Annotated in this window: 13 protein-coding genes; 12 read left to right on the plus strand and 1 reads right to left on the minus strand. The window is 47.2% G+C overall.

Annotated elements, in window-relative coordinates:
• The first annotated feature begins 39 nt into the window (after positions 1-39).
• The 10 genes from M2387_RS20520 to M2387_RS20565 all read left to right on the plus strand — a co-directional run bounded on the left by M2387_RS20520 (position 40) and on the right by M2387_RS20565 (position 13207).
• Entirely contained in the window at positions 40-1047 is a 1008-nt protein-coding gene (locus M2387_RS20520) for a TauD/TfdA family dioxygenase (protein ID WP_259052169.1), read from the plus strand.
• Positions 1047-1703, plus strand: coding sequence for an HD domain-containing protein (locus M2387_RS20525; protein WP_259052171.1), 657 nt, complete (start codon positions 1047-1049; stop codon positions 1701-1703). The genes M2387_RS20520 and M2387_RS20525 overlap by 1 nt, the downstream gene beginning before the upstream one ends.
• A gap of 2 nt (positions 1704-1705) precedes the next feature.
• Positions 1706-2851: a DegT/DnrJ/EryC1/StrS family aminotransferase gene (locus tag M2387_RS20530; RefSeq protein ID WP_259052173.1), complete on the plus strand. Its 1146-nt coding sequence runs from the start codon at positions 1706-1708 to the stop codon at positions 2849-2851.
• 181 nt (positions 2852-3032) lie between these two features.
• Positions 3033-3956 carry a LysR substrate-binding domain-containing protein gene (locus tag M2387_RS20535; protein WP_259052176.1) on the plus strand — a complete coding sequence of 308 codons (924 nt, stop codon included), beginning with the start codon at positions 3033-3035 and terminating at the stop codon, positions 3954-3956.
• A gap of 517 nt (positions 3957-4473) precedes the next feature.
• Positions 4474-5088, plus strand: coding sequence for a TetR/AcrR family transcriptional regulator (locus tag M2387_RS20540; protein WP_259052178.1), 615 nt, complete (start codon positions 4474-4476; stop codon positions 5086-5088).
• A 73-nt stretch (positions 5089-5161) separates the two neighbouring features.
• Positions 5162-6268, plus strand: a complete 1107-nt coding sequence (locus M2387_RS20545) for an efflux RND transporter periplasmic adaptor subunit (protein WP_259052181.1) — start codon at positions 5162-5164, stop codon at positions 6266-6268.
• Positions 6265-9354, plus strand: a complete 3090-nt coding sequence (locus M2387_RS20550; RefSeq protein ID WP_259052183.1) for an efflux RND transporter permease subunit — start codon at positions 6265-6267, stop codon at positions 9352-9354. The genes M2387_RS20545 and M2387_RS20550 overlap by 4 nt, the downstream gene beginning before the upstream one ends.
• Complete coding sequence (locus M2387_RS20555) at positions 9351-10568, plus strand: multidrug effflux MFS transporter (RefSeq protein WP_259052185.1); 1218 nt, start codon at positions 9351-9353, stop codon at positions 10566-10568. Before M2387_RS20550 ends, M2387_RS20555 begins: the two co-directional genes overlap by 4 nt.
• A 246-nt stretch (positions 10569-10814) precedes the next feature.
• Positions 10815-11645, plus strand: a complete 831-nt coding sequence (licT, locus tag M2387_RS20560; protein WP_259052465.1) for a BglG family transcription antiterminator LicT — start codon at positions 10815-10817, stop codon at positions 11643-11645.
• 158 nt (positions 11646-11803) lie between these two features.
• Positions 11804-13207: a glycoside hydrolase family 1 protein gene (locus tag M2387_RS20565; protein ID WP_259052187.1), complete on the plus strand. Its 1404-nt coding sequence runs from the start codon at positions 11804-11806 to the stop codon at positions 13205-13207.
• 51 nt (positions 13208-13258) lie between these two features.
• Here M2387_RS20565 and M2387_RS20570 read toward each other — a convergent pair whose 3' ends face one another.
• Positions 13259-14674 carry a DUF1593 domain-containing protein gene (locus M2387_RS20570; RefSeq protein ID WP_259052188.1) on the minus strand — a complete coding sequence of 472 codons (1416 nt, stop codon included), beginning with the start codon at positions 14672-14674 and terminating at the stop codon, positions 13259-13261.
• Between the two features lie 453 nt (positions 14675-15127).
• Between M2387_RS20570 and M2387_RS20575 the strand changes: the two genes are divergently transcribed.
• Both M2387_RS20575 and M2387_RS20580 read left to right on the plus strand, forming a co-directional pair.
• Positions 15128-17029 (plus strand): beta-glucoside-specific PTS transporter subunit IIABC, encoded by a 1902-nt coding sequence (locus tag M2387_RS20575; RefSeq protein WP_259052189.1) that lies wholly within the window; start codon positions 15128-15130, stop codon positions 17027-17029.
• 155 nt (positions 17030-17184) lie between these two features.
• Complete coding sequence (locus M2387_RS20580) at positions 17185-18774, plus strand: carbohydrate porin (RefSeq protein ID WP_259052190.1); 1590 nt, start codon at positions 17185-17187, stop codon at positions 18772-18774.
• The last annotated feature ends 161 nt before the right edge of the window (positions 18775-18935 follow it).

Consider the following 18935-nt stretch of genomic DNA (forward strand, 5'->3'; position numbering starts at 1 on the left):
AACAACCAGACTCATGTTTAATATTGTTGGGATGAAGCTATGCACAATGAAATTGTTTTTTCATCTAGGCAGGGACGCAACGTGTGGAATGCACTTAATAGAATAGCCCATAATTATGATCAAGAAGAAACGCCTCTTGAGCTTGAGAATATTGCACATGATGTGCTGAAGACGCTTATAGATGATTCAGTATTAAAGCGAATCAGCGCTGTTTCAGATAATCATACGACGTCTCATATTGTGATAAGGAATTTTTTGTCAATTCAGTCGCTACCTTTTACACCAACAGATGATATGTCACCCGATACTGCAGGTTGGCGTATTCCTGCATCGGCGTTATTAGGGCTATTGAAACTGAGTGGCCACTCAGCACGCTCATTCCTGGACGAGATGAACGGGCGTTTATGCCATATGGTAATGCCCGCTAAAAATAATGAAAAGAGCTTCAATCGTTCGACTAAAAAACTGGGTTTTCATACTGAAGTCGTGAATGGGTACTTTGTTGAGGAAAATCCTACTCCTGGTAAACCTATTTCACCCGATGTTTTTGGTTTACTGGGTTTACGTAATCCTGATGGTATTGCCACAACCCTGATTCCTTTAGAGTCAGTACTTAATAGTTTGAGCCCGCAGATCGTTGAGTCGTTAATGAAGCCGCAATTTTCCGCCATTAGTCAGTCTTCATTCGATAGAGTCATCAGTATTACTAATATTTCTATACTTAAAAAACTGCATGATGGCGGTATGGGGCTTCGTTACAGTACCAGTAAAGTTACCGCTAACAATCCTGAGGCGGAAAAAGCATTACAAACGCTGGCTGACGCGATAAGTCATTCAGAAAATATCACTCAAATTGTATTACAACCAGGAGATGCACTCATATTAAATAATCGTACTTGTGTTCATGGTAGAGGGGCTATCACGGGAACACAAAAATTTGATGGCATGGATAGATGGCTAATTAGAATTTATGGATATAAATTTTCCGCCTTATCTATGCTGAAAACATTGCCAGAGAAGAAACATATCATTATGGTGGATATGTAATGGAACTAGAAAATAAAATAATCAATTTTCTTAAAAGGGAAAAAATAAATAATCAGGATGCAGCACATGATCTGGGTCATTTAACTCGCGTAGCTGAGAAAAGTAAACATATTCATAAATATGAGGGAGGTAATTTAGATGTCATCATTATTGGTAGCTATTTCCATGATATTGTATCGTTACCGAAAAATTCATTGATTCGCCATTGTTCGGCAACATTTTCGGCACAGAAAACAATAAAAATACTCAAAGAAAATTTTAAAGAAATATCCACGAGTTTATATGGACAGATTTCAGATGTTATTCGTACCCATAGTTATAGCTCGGGAATAAAACCTATCACTATTGAAGCGAAAATTATTCAGGATGCTGACCGGCTTGATGCATTAGGTGCCATTGGTCTGGCGCGAGTTTTTTATGTTGCCGGTAAATTGGGTCAGGAAATATATAGTGATGAAGACCCTTTTGCTATAGAGAGGTCACTTGACGATAAAAAATATGCTTTGGATCATTTCTACACTAAATTACTGAGACTACCTGATACGATTAACACTGAAGCGGGGAAAATTATGGCGAAAAAAAGAGTTGCCTATTTGTCGGGCTATATTGATAAACTAAAAGAAGAAATTACATTAACAAATATCACAGAGAAATAATAATGTATATCGATTGTGTATATAAAGCATTAAGAACACCAAAGGAAATTCAAAAAACATTAGAGATATTAACTGAAGCCGATATGCTGTCAGGTGATTCATCGGTTATTCAGTTATATGAAAAAAATTTAAGTTATTATTTTAATACTAAACATGCTATTGCAGTATCATCAGGCACGGCCGCTTTACATGCAAGCTTGCTCACCGTTATCTCTCCTGGAGATGAAGTTCTGGTTCCTGCAATTTGTGTACCTATGACCGTTTCCGCTATTTTACAAGCCGGGGGAATACCTGTTTTCTATGATTGTAGCGTAAATTCATTTAAGCCCTGCCAAAAAGATCTCGATAATAAAATAACTAAAAAAACCCGAGTTCTAATCACTGTTTCAATGTGGGGGTATCGGGCGATTGATAGTGATATTATCACTTTCTGCCGTCAGCGAAATATTACGATTATTGAAGATGCCGCCCAATCGGCAGGGACAGACTCTTTACTTGGTTATGAAGGTACAATTGGTGATATTGGTTGTTTTAGTACACATGAGTTCAAACTGATCAGCACAGGGGAAGGCGGGTTTATTCTGACAAATTCAGATGAATATGCAGAGAAAATTCGTTCCTTTACGCATATCGGATTCAGCCAGCAGCATGGTAGCTTTGGTTATACTGACGGGCTTAATTATAAATTGTCTGCTTTCCAGGCTGCAGTCGGCATTGCTCAGCTAACCAGTCTGGATACCAAAATTCAAGGACGTGAGAAGAGAAAAATAAAATGGAAAACATCACTGCAACCATCAAGAAATATTGATTTTTTAAGTACAGATATAATGAGCAGACATAACTGTTATTCTTTAGTCTGTTTACTGAATGAAGATGCCAAATACTCAGGTAAAGAACTGGCAAATAAATTGTTTTCTGCTGGGATTAATACTGATACTTATCGATATAAAAATACCATTGTGAGTAATTATCCTTACTGCAAGGATTTTTATATATCCCCGAAGTATTCTGGGGACAATAATATCGACTTTCCTAACGCTTCTCTTATGGTTCAGAGGATGCTGGTTTTACCTTGCCATGAGCGAGTTAGTGTTGAAGCGATCCATAAAGCATCACAGAGTATCATAAATTATATTAATGAAAAATAATGACAGATTTTCTTGCCTGAACGTCAACTGGGGTTAAACCCCAGTTAATATAATGGCAATATTTTAATTTTTCATTACACAATAAATCTGTGACGGCTAGCGATGTGCTTTTGAGGTTTTTAATTCATTTTGCTATTATATTCCATGGAACGTTTTGGTATTCACATAGGGATTGGTTTTCATGAAAATGAAAAAGAAACAGGACTTATCACATTTTTTATTTTTCTTCCATGTTGCCAAACATCGAAGTTTTTCTACTGCGGCTAAGAAGATGAATGTTTCACGTTCATCGGTGATGTCAAACATAAAAAATCTTGAAGAACGTTTTAATATTCGTTTTATCAACAGAAATACACGTTTTTTCTCACTTACGTTTGAAGGTAAGTATCTGTATGAGCAAAGTCTTAAAATAGATGCTTTATTAGAGGAAACCGTTAAATCATTAGAGAATGTATCTTCTTTTTCGAGAAAAGAGGTTTCTATTAAGTTACCTGTTATTTTCGATATACCGGATGTACATTATGCATTGTCCTCTTTTATGAGTAAGAATCCGGAAATTGTTGTTCATACTCGCTATGATGACCGGCTTGGTAATTTGATTGAAGAGGAAATTGATTTTGCTGTACATATTGGGGAGCTACCGAACTGTAGTTATTATTCCAAGATAATTACTAATCTTAAATCTCACATACTTGCCTCTCCTGAGTATTTGCGTGTTCACGGTGAACCTCTTCATCCACAGAATCTGGTTGATTATAAATGTATCAATTTTGAGCACTGCCTTACCGGTGATAAATGGTTATTTCGTAACAAAATAAAAGGTGTATTAGAGTCTTATTCACTAGGGCCTATTTTAAAGGTATCCAGTGAGCGTACCGTTATTTCTTTTATTGAAAAAGGCATGGGTATTGGTTCAGGTTTGAGTTTTCTTTGTCATGAAAAAATCAAAAATAACACATTGCAATCTATTCTTAATGAGTGGACCTATCCCATCCCGGTTTACATAATATTTCATTCAAAATGTTATGTAGATGAACATGTCAGAAATCTTATGGACGAGATAAAAGATACCATAAATATTTTACAAGTCAGACATAGTTTGTAGCTGTGCCTGAAAGCAAAAGTGAGATCCTGAATATAATAAAATGTAATTATTTATTTAATCCAAATAAATAATCAAAGTTACTCAGAGCAGAGCATTTTTATCTCTTTCATGGATAAATAATGAACAGCTCTAAGGTTATTTTCTGAGACAAAAAAATCGGTAAGAACACTCTATAAATGGCCCCGTTGGCTTGTTGTGGTCAACGTCGATACCTGTTTGTATGCGTGCTTGTCCCCGGGTATTTTTGCATCTCTATTGTAGTTTTTGATATCCATCTCCTTGTCTGCCTTAAGCATCCATTTCCAGACGGCGATCAGATAGGTTTTATAACTATTACCGTAGCGATTATAATCCAGTACTGAGCTGAGATTTTTTAGATTCCTTGTCATGGGGGGCAGTCTGCTGATTGTATCTGATAGTTGCAGGGTAAATATCTTTGGTCTATCTGGTGAAGGTGACCAATCAATCAATTTGGTTACTCGTTGTTAATTAGAATTCATTAAGCTAAGCTGAAAAAATGACTAAAAATACAAATACACATCCCCCAAGGGGACCATCGGATCATAGCGTCCGCCTCCAGGTTGTGGAAGCAGCCACTGAGCATTTCGGACATTTTGGTTTCGATAAAACCACCGTCTCCGATTTGGCTAAATCAATCGGATTTTCAAAAGCCTATATATATAAATTTTTTGATTCCAAGCAGGCTATTGGTGAGGTTATCTGTACCAACCGGCTGGCGATGATTATGAATATTGTCGATGCCGCTATCGATGGTGCGCCGACGGCCTCTGAAAAGTTAAGACGCTTATTCAGAGCGCTTACTGAAGCCGGTTGTGATTTATTTTTTCATGACCGTAAGCTTTATGATATTGCCGTGGTGGCGACACGCGATAAGTGGCCATCTGCAGAGATGCATGAAGAACGTTTGCGCAAACTTATCGAGCAAATTCTTCTCGAAGGCCGGAAAACAGGAGAGTTTGAACGAAAAACGCCACTTGATGAGGCAGCGCATGCAATATATCTGGTAATGCAACCTTATATCAGTCCAGTACAGCTGCAATATAATCTGGAGACAGCAGAATCAGCTGCAGCACTTTTGTCATCTCTGATACTAAGAAGCCTGTCACCTTGATTGTGACTATTGACTAATTTGGTCACTAGAATGAGAATGCGGTTACTATCCTGTTAAATCAGTAAGGGACCCCATGCTCAGGCTAAAACCTGTCACTTTGATTTTTTGTCTGTTACCGCTTTTACTTGTCGCCTGCGGTGATGTTTCCAGTATTGATGATCCCCGTACTCAGCCGCCCTTGGTCAGGGCTGCAACGGTAATGAGTGCTATAGAAGCTTCTCGCACCTTCACGGGTGTTATTGTTGCGCATACTCAAAGCGATCTTGGTTTTAGAGTACCAGGTAAAATCCTTGAACGTCTGGTTGATACCGGCCAGACCGTAACACGCGGCCAGCCATTGATGCGTTTGGATCCCATCGATCTGAATCTTCAGGCTCAAGCTCAGCAACAGGCTGTCGCTGCGGTTAAAGCTCGTGCCAGACAGGCCGTGGATGAAGAAATACGTTATCGGAGTTTGGTTGCAACAGGGGCCATATCTTCATCAGCCTATAGTCAGGTGAAAGCCGCGGCAGAGACAGCTAAAGCTGAACTTAGTGCTGCCCGGGCACAGGCAAATCTGGCACAAAACGCGACAAGCTATGCGGTGTTATTCGCGGATACCGATGGCGTGGTGATGGATACACTGGCAGAGCCTGGTCAAGTGGTAAGTGCGGGCCAGCCTGTTGTCCGCCTGGCTAAAGCCGGGCAGCGCGAGGCCATGGTGCAATTGCCTGAGACGCTACGTCCGGTTGCCGGAAGCGAAGCCCAGGCGCGGCTGTACGGTACTAAACAGTCGGTTCCTGCAAAACTGCGTCTCCTGTCTGATGCTGCTGATCCTGTCACGCGCACCTTTGAAGCAAGATATGTGCTTGAAGGGGAACTTGCCATTGCGCCATTAGGTGCCACTGTCACGCTTCATATTACAGAAAACAAAGTTACCAGTCCGGTGCTACAGGTGCCTTTAACGGCACTCTATCACTTGGATAACGGGCCTGGAGTCTGGGGTATTTCTGGTCAGCCTGCCAAAGTGTCATGGCGACCCGTACAGATATTGAGCCTCGGGGATGAGGTGGCAAAGGTGACAGGTAACCTTAAACCGGGCGAGCAAATAGTCGCCCTGGGTGCGCATTTGCTGCATGAGGGGGAAGCTGTTCGTACGACTCAACCAGGTGATGCCAGTATCCCGGGGAGTCAGCCATGAGTAACGGGCGCTTTAATCTCTCGGCCCTCGCGGTTCGGGAACGATCGGTGACTTTATTCCTTATTATTCTGATTACAGTCGCCGGTATCCTGTCCTTCTTCGAACTGGGCCGGGCGGAAGATCCGCCCTTTACCGTTAAGCAAATGACGATTGTTTCAGCCTGGCCAGGTGCGACAGCGCAAGAAATGCAGGACCAGATTGCCGAGCGGCTCGAAAAACGTTTGCAAGAACTTAAGTGGTACTCGCACAGTGAAACTTATACCCGTCCAGGTCTTGCTTTTACCTTGCTTTCACTGCAAGACAGTACACCGCCTTCACAGGTAGAGGAAGAGTTCTATCAGGCGCGCAAAAAGCTCGGTGATGAGACCAAAAATCTGCCGGAAGGCGTTATTGGTCCGCTGGTCAATGATGAGTTCTCCGATGTTACTTTTGCCCTTTTTGCTCTTAAGGCGAAAGGGGAGCCACAGAGACTACTGGTTCGTGAAGCTGAGTCGTTGCGCCAGCGTCTGCTGCATCTGCCGGGTGTCAAGAAGGTCAATATTATCGGTGAGCAGACGGAGCGTATTTTTGTTTCGTTCTCGCATGACAGGCTGGCAACACTGGGCATTTCTCCTCAGGATATTTTCTCCGCTCTCAATAGCCAGAACGCGCTGACCCCAGCAGGTTCGATTGAAACCAGCGGGCCCCAGGTCTTTATTCGTCTTGATGGCGCCTTTGATAAACTCGAGAAAATCCGCGATACCCCGATTATTGTTCAGGGCAGAACAATACAGCTTTCGGATGTAGCAACCGTCGAACGTGGGTATGAAGATCCTGCAACCTTCCTCGTGCGTAATCAGGGAGAACCGGCACTGCTGCTGGGTATCATCATGCGTGAGGGATGGAACGGTCTTGATCTCGGTAAGGTGCTGGATAGGGAAATGACAGCAATCAATGAGGATATGCCGCTGGGCATGACATTGACGAAAGTTACCGATCAGTCCGTCAACATCAGTTCTGCTGTTGACGAATTTATGATCAAATTCTTTGTTGCACTACTGGTGGTAATGCTGGTGTGTTTCGTTAGCATGGGATGGCGCGTTGGGGTGGTGGTGGCCGCTGCTGTGCCGCTAACACTGGCTATCGTTTTTGTGGTGATGGAGGCAACGGGGAAAAATTTCGACCGTATCACGCTGGGATCTTTAATTCTGGCACTGGGATTACTGGTGGATGACGCCATTATCGCCATCGAAATGATGGTGGTAAAAATGGAGGAGGGTTATGACCGCACCACGGCCTCAGCCTATGCCTGGAGCCATACTGCTGCGCCTATGCTGGCAGGAACACTGGTCACGGCAATCGGTTTTATGCCCAATGGTTTTGCGCAGTCCACTGCCGGAGAGTACACCAGCAATATGTTCTGGATTGTGGGTATTGCCCTGATTGCTTCCTGGATAGTCGCGGTGGTATTTACGCCGTATCTGGGTGTGAAAATGCTACCGAACATCAAAATAGTGCCGGGAGGACACGCGGCTATTTACGATACCCCTCGCTATAACCGCTTCCGCCGACTCCTGACCCGTGTTATAGCGCATAAATGGCTGGTTGCGGGTACCGTCATTGCCCTCTTTATTGGTGCAATCCTGGGTATGGGGCTGGTCAACAAACAATTTTTCCCCACATCCGATCGCCCGGAAGTCCTGGTTGAAGTCCAGATGCCTTATGGCACTTCGATTGAGCAGACCAGCGCGGCTACTGAGAAAATAGAGGGCTGGCTGGAGAAACAGCCAGAGGCCGAAATTGTCAGCGCCTACATTGGGCAAGGTTCACCCCGTTTTTATCTGGCGATGGCACCAGAACTCCCCGATCCTTCGTTTGCGAAAATCGTCGTGCTGACGGACAGTCAGAAATCGCGTGAAACACTCAAGTTACGACTTCAGAAAGCAGTGGCTGATGGTCTGGCACCAGAGGCACGTATCCGTGTGACGCAACTGGTATTTGGTCCGTATTCGCCTTATCCGGTGACCTTCCGTGTGATGGGGAAAGATCCTTCTAAACTGCGCGAAATTGCTCATCAGGTTGAAAGGGTGATGCAGGCTAATTCGCTGATGAGAACGGTCAATACTGATTGGGGTTCACCCGTACCCACGCTGCATTTCACTCTGAATCAAGACCGGTTGCAGGCGGTAGGGTTGACATCGAATGCCGTTGCGCAGCAGCTCCAGTTTCTGCTTTCAGGGATCCCTATCACCTCTGTACGTGAAGATATCCGTTCGGTACAGGTCGTGGGGCGCGCAGCAGGAGATATCCGCCTTGATCCGGAAAAAATAGCCGGTTTTACGTTAGTGGGATCGGCCGGTCAGCGCATTCCGCTTTCTCAGATAGGGGATGCTGAAGTCCGAATGGAAGCACCCGTATTGCGTCGTCGGGATCGTACGCCGATGATAACTGTCCGTGGTGATATTGCGGAAAACCTACAGCCACCTGATGTTTCAACGATAATCATGAAAGAGTTACAGCCGATTATCGCTTCACTTCCGGCCGGATACCGTATTGAGGAAGCGGGCCCGATTGAAGAGTCAGGGAAAGCGACCAAAGCGATGGTCCCGTTATTTCCCATCATGATAGCGATAACGCTATTGATCATTATTCTACAGGTACGTTCGATGTCGGCGATGGTGATGGTCTTTCTCACTGCACCGCTTGGACTGATAGGTGTGGTACCCACATTGCTACTGTTCAACCAACCTTTTGGAATCAATACACTGGTAGGACTTATTGCCCTGTCAGGGATTTTGATGCGTAACACGCTGATTCTGATAGGGCAAATTCACCATAACGAACGTGAAGGTCTGGCACCCTTACAGGCGGTGGTGGAGGCGACTGTACAACGAACCCGGCCGGTCTTGCTGACGGCAATGGCTGCTATCCTGGCATTTATTCCGCTGACGCAATCCGTTTTCTGGGGAACACTGGCGTACACCCTGATCGGCGGAACCTTTGGCGGGACGGTTATCACCCTGGTATTCCTGCCCGCTATGTACGCCATCTGGTTCAAGATACGGCCCGATACTCAGCCAGCGAATAAAACAGAGGCTGTAGTATGAAGACGCAACATCGCTATGGGAAAACGGATGAGGCCCCTCTATTAACAGGCAAAATCATCACGTTACTGGCGGGGCTTTCAGCTATTGGTATCCTGTCGACCAATATTATACTGCCCGCGTTTCCTGATATTGGGAAACAACTGGGGGTTTCTGCACGCCAGCTTGGCCTGACACTCTCCAGTTTTTTTATTACTTTCGCCTTAGCGCAGCTAGTGGTAGGTCCGCTGGCTGATATTTACGGACGAAAGAAGCTGGTACTAGGGGGACTGGCAATCTTTATTGTCGGTACCCTGGTGGGAGGACTTGCCGAATCATTTGACATGTTGATTCTGGGCCGTGTTATTCAGGCGCTGGGCGTCTGTGCTGCGGCTGTTTTAGCGCGTGCTATCGCACGGGACTTATTTGAGGGTGAAACATTGGCCCGTGCGCTATCCCTGACGATGATTGCGACAGCCGCGGCCCCGGGTTTTTCTCCGCTAGTGGGCAGTGTGCTGGCAACGACGTTGGGCTGGCGGGCTATCTTTATTCTGGTGGGGCTGGCGGCATTCGCCATTGCGGTATTCTATGTCCGTGCACTGGGGGAGACGCATCCCGTTGAGCGGCGGACCTCACATTCGGTTTCGGGCGTGATTGCAGCCTATGGCAGGCTGGCCGCAAACAGACGATTTATCCTCCCGGCGCTGTCTATGAGTCTACTGATGAGCGGCTTATTTGCCTCATTCGCTGCCGCCCCGGCCATATTGATGAACGGGATAGGATTATCACCCTTGCAAGCCGGGCTCTATTTTGCGGCTACGGTATTGGTGGTCTTTGCGGCGGGTATGGCGGCACCTCGACTGGCACATCGATATGGCGTAGAGATTATTGCTTCGGCGGGAATTTTCATTGCCTTACTCGGCGGGAGTCTGCTACTGACTGGCTCGGAAAAACCCGATTCAGGCTGGTATACCTTATCGATGGTGATGTTTCTCTGGGGCATGGGGCTGGCTAATCCCCTGGGAACCGCTATCACCATGGGACCTTTTGGAAAACAGGCAGGGCTAGCATCCGCTCTGTTTGGTTTTCTGACGATGGGAGCAGCGGCGGTTACCACCTGGCTGGGGTCTGTACTGACATTCCCCGCCATGATATCCCTGGGATGGATACAGGTAATAGCCTGCCTGATAGCGTTGTTATTATTCTTATGGCGTTGTGCATTGATCCCGTGTGGTTAACTTTCGGAGCTATTGGACGACAGTTCATGATTGTCATCACAGTTCCTTGAGATAGGGCTTGAGCCCGTGGGTTTGATTGGTTATAACAGCCACTTGGACGTTATCAGATAACTCTGAGCGAAACCTGATTAAATTGAGACCATTACGGCTTCAATCTAATCGGGTTTTTTTTCGTCTTTTTTATGGTACGTGCGACGGGTTCAGATGCAAATTTTATGAAAAAGGTCACGTAGAAAGATGGCTGCAATGAAAGTCGATAAAATACTCAGTAATAATGCGGTTCTGCTGATTAACGCCAGGAATGAAGAAGTCGTGGCGATCGGGCGAGGGATTGGTTTTGGCAAAAAGCCAGGTGACAGGGTGGACGCCTGCGAAATCGAGAGTCAGTTCGTAAAAAAATCAGAGGGGCTGGCTGATGTCTTTTCGCAACTGTTATCGGAGATCCCGCCTGCCTATCTTGCCGTCACGCAACGCATTATCAATCTGGCGCAGCAACGGCTGGCGATAACCGTCCAGGATACGCTGTTCCTGGCACTCAGTGACCACATTAATTTCGCCATTCAGCGCCAGAGTAACGGGCTGACGATAAAAAACTTTTTGCTGTGGGATATTAAACGCTTTTATGCCGAGGAGTTTGCTGTCGGACTGGAAGCGCTGGGACTTATCGAACAGGCTGTCGGTATCACACTGCCACAGGATGAAGCCGGATTTATTGCTTTGCATCTGGCCAATGCGAAAAATAACAGCGATATGCAAAGTACCATGGACAGCGCAACGATAATCAAGGATGTACTGAGTATTCTGCAGTACGACCTGAAACTGACCTGGGATGAGGAGTCGCTGGACTACCAGCGTTTTGTCACCCATCTTAAATTTTTCGCTTTGCGGCTGCTGAACCGCAAAACCGTGGCGTACGGCGACGACAGTATCTATCAGGGCATTACCGAAATGATGCCGACAGCCTGGGCCTGCGCAATGAAAATCCATCACTATGTGGATAAAAACTATGGCTGTCAGCTCACCACCGATGAGGTGATGTTTCTGACCATTCATATTAATCGTCTCAGCGGCACTTAGTGCTACTATCAGGGCATACTTCAGGACGTAACTGAACTAATCAGGCGAAACCTGCTCCAGCACTGACATCTATTGATGCCGGTGCCGGGCGGGTTTTTTTGTTTTCAGACCCCCGCTAAAAGCGTGCAGGTGAATTGACGATAAAGGAAAACGTAACGATGAATATGGCATTCCCGGAAGGATTTTTATGGGGCGGTTCGGTGGCCGCAAACCAGGTGGAAGGCGCATGGAACGAAGGTGGGAAGGGTATTTCCACCTCGGATCTTCAGCCTCAGGGTATTCATGGCAAGGTGGTGGAGCGGGATGGCGCTAGCAGTGGAATAAAAGATCTGGCCATCGACTTTTATCATCGCTATCCGGAAGATGTGAAGCTATTTGCTGAAATGGGCTTCAAAGTATTACGAACCTCCATTGCCTGGACACGTATCTATCCCGAAGGTGATGAAACCCAGCCGAATGAAGAAGGGCTGGCGTTTTACGACCGCCTGTTTGATGAAATGGCGCGTTACGGCATCCAGCCACTGATTACCCTGTCCCATTATGAAATGCCGTATGGCCTGGTGAAGAAATACGATGGCTGGGGCGGGCGTGAAGTGATAGCTCTGTTTGAGCGCTATGCCCGTACGGTATTCACCCGCTATCGCGATAAAGTGAAGTACTGGCTGACCTTCAACGAAATCAATATGGCCTTGCATGCTCCGTTTACCGGTGTCGGGTTAGCGGGTGAAAGAAGCAAGCAGGAGATCTATCAGGCCATCCACCACCAGCTGGTGGCTAGCGCCCGCGCGGTTAAGGCCTGTCATGAGATTATTCCTGATGCCAGAATTGGCAGCATGCTGCTGGGAGGCATTCGCTATCCGATAACCTGCAAGCCGGAGGATGTTCTGAAGGCACAGAGCGTTAATCGCGACTGGTTATTCTTTGGTGATGTCCAGGCGCGCGGCGCTTATCCTGCGTGGATCCGGCGTTTCTTCCGCGAAAACGACATCGCACTGAATATCACTGCGCAGGATACGACAGATCTGAAAGAGACGGTGGATTTCATCTCTTTCAGCTACTACATGAGTGGCTGTGCAGCGGCACAGCCGGAGCTGTATCAAAGTTCACGGACTAACATCATGCGTATGATCCCTAACCCGCATCTACAAAGTTCGGAATGGGGCTGGCAAATTGACCCACAGGGGCTGCGCTTACTGTTAAATGAACTGCACGACCGCTATCAGAAACCACTGTTTATTGTTGAAAACGGCTTGGGGGCGAAAGACGTCCCGGAAGAAGACGGATCTATTCAGGACGATTATCGTATCCAGTATTTGCAGGCACATCTGGTACAGGTCAGAGAAGCCATCGAAGATGGGGTTGAACTGCTGGGTTACACCAGTTGGGGGCCTATCGACCTGGTCAGCGCCGGAACCGCGCAGATGTCTAAACGCTATGGGTTTATCTACGTTGATCGTGACGATGAAGGAAACGGCACATTAGATCGTCGTCGTAAAAAGAGCTTCTTCTGGTATCGCGATGTAATAGGCAGCAACGGGGCCAGTCTGAACGAGCCTGTTTAACCTCTGTTGTATTCTACGCCCGGGCAATGTGCATGCCCGGGCGTGCTGGCGTTAGGGTGTAACGGTAACGATAGCGCGACGGTAGGAGAATAGCGGTGGCGTACCGTCATCCTTCACTTCGAGAATAATATGGAACGGAGTGGGCTTTTTCACGGGCGGTGCGGTAAAAATCAATTCATCACTCCCGGTATTTTCCAGCTTCAAATCCGGGCCAAAGTGAATGTGCATCGTGGTCGCCGTGGGTTCTTTATACTGCCACCAGCGGTAGCTTAGCTGATTATTATCAATATCATGCGACCCTTTCGCCGACAGTTTCACTTCCTCGCCGGCTTTCACCTGCAGTTCAACGATGCCCTGCCCGGACTCGCCGTTGAGAACCAACTCAGGATTATGGTTAGCCTTTTTCACATCACGGGTCACGCTCCACTGCATACGCGCGGCAAAATCATTCTGAAACGCTTCGCGCCAGCGCCAGATAGTGGCACTGGCGGTACGGTGACTTTTGCCGTCCACGCCCATTACCGTATCGGAGGTGCTGGTGCGTAGTCCGCTATTGCTGTCGGGAGTGACTGCCGCATAGCGCCCACCCCAGCCGCCGTACTCAGGGTGTTCCGGGGCGTTCAGTCCATTTTTTAGCAGGTAGAGAAACGAAGGTGTATCGCCTTCCATAGTGTACTCAATCGCAGGATAGGCCTCACCCAGAGGTCCCTGATTACGAATGTTTTTATCAAGCCAGTCGTTGTTGACCTGACTCATATCTCCCCCCTCGGCAAAGCGCGATGACATGCCGCTCCAGGTGGAGATAAAATAGTCATTCCAGGCGTGAATACTGGTGATATAGCGCAGAGACGGGAACTGGGCGCGGATCCACTCACCGGTATTATCCTGGTCGGATATAGCATAGACGCGGATTTTACTGACGAATGCATCAACCTCCTCTGGCGTACGGGTGGCACGCACGTCATACAGTGCCTGTGCGAGATCCACCGCACCGCCCCAGACATCAATCCACAGCGGGCGAGGATCCTGCTTATCGACGGCCTCGATAATCAGCGCCGAAGCCTCGGTGGATTTTCCCGCACCGACATGATCCATACCATAACCCGCACGACCTGCACGGACTACCGAGCGCAGCGCCTCGGCGCTCGGGTAGCCATCCGCATGCTGGCGCAGATTGGGTAGTGCAAGTTCATAGGCATCAATCCGCTTGAGCATCATTTCCGGATTAACTTTGTCCCGCAGCCAGGTTGAGGTAGTGGCTACCAGCCCCTCAACGTTAAATTCGTTGCTGTAGACCAGGAAACGCACGAGCGACTGGGAGTCATCTGGTTCATTGCCGATGTCAGATAAAATCAGAATACGCGTTTTATCTTCGGTTGCTTCTGTCGCTGCCGGTGCGGCGAGAGCGCTGGTACTGGTCAGGGTACAGGCAATAATTGCGCTGAGTAGTCGGTTTAACCGGGCCATAATTTTTCTCTGATGGTAAGCCAAAAACAAAAAAACCTGCTTTCCATTGCCGGGTAAGCAACAGAAAGCAGGTTTCGCCGAATAAAATAATAAGTAACGTCCTGAGGAGCTAGTTATAAGAACAGGGTGCAGTTGGGGCAATGACTACTGTTAATAAATGTGATGTATGTACCGTATTTAATTCTTTTTCATGAGCAGCGGAATTAAATTTTAGTGATGAATTTCACAAAATTTAATATGTCAGTGGTATTTTACCGGCAGTCTTGTTAAAAGAAAGGCGTTCGTCAGGACGTGACCAGAATATTCTGGGCGAAACCTGGATAAAGCAGTGTGTTATTTCACACTATTTTATCCAGGTTTTTTTTTGCTTTTTTTCCTGCTGGCCAGCAGATACAGGCAACGAGCGCATAACGCACAGCAAATACTGTCGTAGATAAAACGGGAATTATTATCATGAATACTGAAGTGCTGGCAGGAAATATTCTTAAGCTGGTAGGGGGAGAGAGTAACGTTGCCTCGTTAGTGCATTGCGCTACAAGGCTGCGTTTTAAAATTATCGATAACAGTAAGGTGAATCAGCCGGAACTGGAAGCCTTGGATGGGGTTATCACCGTGGTGAAAGGCTCGGGCCAGCTGCAAGTGGTGATAGGTAACCGGGTTCCTGATGTATTCCGTGCCATCGGTGCTATCTCCGGATTACTGGACGAGAATAAAGCCAAACAGCCAGCGGCCGATCAACAAAGCAGTACTTCGGTACTGGGGCGACTGATCGATTTAGTTTCAGGAATATTCACTCCGTTACTGGGTGCGATGGCCGCAGCCGGTGTGCTCAAAGGTGCGCTGGCGATTGTACTGGCAGCAGGCTGGATGACCAGCAAAGAAACCACCTATATTATTTTGCATGCAGCATCAGACAGTTTGTTCTATTTCCTGCCGATGCTGCTGGCGATTACTTCAGCACGTAAATTTGAAACGAACATTTTTGTCGCCGTTTCAATTGCCGGGGCATTGATATATCCCAGTATTCAGGAGTTATTTACCGCGGGTAATTCGGTAACCTTCTTTGGTCTGCCGGTTTTAATGGTGAAATATACCGGTACGGTGATCCCGATTATTGTCAGCGTCTGGCTGATGTCAATACTGGAACATTTCCTCAACCGTCATATTCATGAAAGTGTGCGTAATATTCTGACGCCATTCTTCCTGCTTACGCTGATGGTGCCATTAACGTTAATGACCATCGGGCCCATTGGTATTGCGGCGAGTCAGGGGGTTGCTTCTCTGTTTGTCAGTATTTATGGCTTCAACCCTATTATTGCCAGTGCGCTGATGGCGGCCTCATGGCAAGTATTGGTTATTTTTGGCGTGCACTGGGGCTTTGTTACCGTATTTATTAACGATATCTCGGTGATGGGTCGTAGCTATCTGAAGGCAGCCTCAAGCCCGTCAGTATTTGCTCAGTCTGGTGCATTGCTGGCCGTCATGCTGCGCACCAAAGATAAAAAGCTGAAGGCGCTGGCAGGAAGTAGCTTTATCGCTTCGTTATTCGGTATCACCGAGCCAGGCGTTTACGGCGTTACTCTGAAACTGAAAAAGCCCTTTATCTGTGCCGTGATAGCCGCTGGCTGCGGTGGAGCTATCGCGGGCTATGCGAAAAGTTCGGCTATTTCCATGGGGATGCCCGGTCTGCTGACGCTGCCAATCTTCTACGGAGACGGTTTTGTCGGCTTTCTTATTGGTTGTGTTGTGGCATTTATCGTCAGTCTGGTACTGACCCTGTTAGTTGGGTTTGATGACCCGGGGCTAAAATCCACTACTCAAGCTACTGCGCCTACATCTGCAGGTGAAAAACGGACCCTGAACATTGAAAAAAAGGGTGCAGTAAACAGTGCACAGGTGGCTGACGAGCAAATTTCTGCACCAGTATCCGGCCTGGTTATTCCGCTGACGGCGGTCGACGATAAAGTTTTTTCTTCCGGTATTGTCGGACAGGGCTTCGCCATTATGCCAGATGAAGGACGGGTCTATTCGCCGGTGGATGGCAATATCGCCAGCACCTTCGCCAGTGGTCACGCCATTGGTATCAGCTCTGACCGTGGCGCGGAGGTCTTGATCCACGTAGGGATTAATACCGTGCAGCTGGAAGGCCAGCATTTTCAGATGCAGGTCAAAGAAGGAGATATCGTGAAAAAAGGCCAGCTGTTACTGACTTTTGATCTCGATGAAATTAAGAAGGCGGGCTATGACACCGTGACGCCGGTGATTGTGACCAACAGCGAAGCCTGGCGTGAACTGCGAATTAGCGATAATCCGCATTCTCGCCCTGGCGACCCAGTAATGACGCTGGCACTGTAAAGAAATTAAGAGCGATATAAATAGCATCAACCCATTAAATATATCCATCCCCTCAGGACGTTACTGATTTAATTCAGGCGAGACCTGCAACCGTCGGACGTTAATTCCGCTGGTGGCAGGTCTTTTTTTTTGCGGGGATGCAATATCAAGGAATAATGATGAAAGCGAATCAACAGAAATATAAAAAAACAATTATCGCAGCGGTTTTATTATCTTGTTATGCCGTTAGCGGTGAGGTTGCAGCGCAAAAACTTACGCTGGAACAACGCATGGAAATGCTGGAAGCGCAGCTGCGCATCACCCAGCAAAAACTTCAGGTCTATGAAGATAAAGAGCAGGCACAGCAGAAAAAACTCGCTGCTGCTACCCCGGTAACATCGGCTTCCCCTGAAGTTATTACAACCTCGACAACCCCGGAAGAACCACAGGAGCTGTCAGACAGCACGCTGAAAAAAATCAGCAAATATGTACAGGATGATACCGGCTTTAAATACTCCGGCTATTTCCGTTCGGGCTGGGCAACCACCACTAACGGCGGACCAAAATCCTGGGCCGTGGGTTCGGTGGGGCGTTTCGGAAACGAATACGACGGCTGGTATAACCTGTCGCTAAAAAAACGTGCATGGCGTGATGGGGATAAATCCATTTGGGCCAATGTGCAGTTTGAGGGGGATTTAGGCTTAACCCAGAGCAACGAATCCTTTGAAAAAGGCATGTCCGGCGGCGGTATGGGTAAACTCAGCAAGCTGTATGTGGAAGGCAATGGTCTGCTGCCATTCGCGCCGGAAGCCTCGGTATGGGTCGGTAAACATACCCTGCCGCAGTATGAAATACAGCTCCTGGACTGGAAAAGTAACCGCACGCTTTCCGGTGCAGGTATCGGGATAGAAAACTGGGCGATGCCGGTGGGCTCGCTGAGTGCAGCGCTGACGCGTAATGATATTGATAACTACAGTACGGTATGTGCGGCGGGTTCTTCAAGCTGTAGTGATACCACGCAAATAAACGTTAATATCGGCGAGGTTCGCTACAAAAATATCCCAATCACTGACGATGTGACGCTGGAATTAGGTGCAAAATATGCCTTCGCCAACCAGACCGACGAACAGAAAGCAGGCCAGACGGATAACGATTATTACCAGGTAAAAAACGCCTGGCTGGGTCAGGCTATTTTACGTAACCCACTCCTCGGCGGCACCAATGAACTGACGCTACAGGTGGCCGATAATTCGCTGGGCAGCCAGTTTATGAATATCTCCAGCGCCAACCCGGATTTTGATTACAACAGTTCATATTACGGTATGCACAGCGGGGGTATTGGCTGGCGCCTGGTAAGTCAGGGCGAGTTTTACCTGAGCGACAAGATCATTATGGCGCACGCCCTGGTCTATGGCCAAGGCCACGATCTCTATTCCACTTTTACCGGCGCACACACCGACTTTGACACCACGCGTGCGGTGATCCGCCCATCGTGGATCTGGAACCGTAATATGCAGACAGCGCTTGAACTGGGTTACTTTAATCAGCAGAACCGTGTAAATAGCCTCAAGTTTGATGAGTCCGGCTACAAAGTGACGCTGGCACAGGTCTTTAAGGTCGATACCAGCATTCTCACATCACGACCGGAACTTCGTTTATACACTACCTATCTGAAAGCGCTGGAAAACGAAATTGACAGTACCACCTTTAATGACGGCAAAGACTACCAGATAAGCTTCGGCGTGCAGGCGGAAGTGGTGTTCTGATCCTGTTTGAGTAGTAAGGAAAGAATGGTGCTCTCTGCGGATTTGGTAGAGGGCATTTTTGGTTTTACGAGAGGCTCTGCCTCTTCATCGCGGAGGGCAGGTTCAAATATTTAAGACACTTCTCCTTTCTGTACACTCCCTGTTTTTGTAATTTTTTGCCA

Origin of the sequence: Klebsiella sp. BIGb0407 (assembly GCF_024807845.1) — a bacterium.
Lineage (GTDB): Bacteria > Pseudomonadota > Gammaproteobacteria > Enterobacterales > Enterobacteriaceae > JGM124.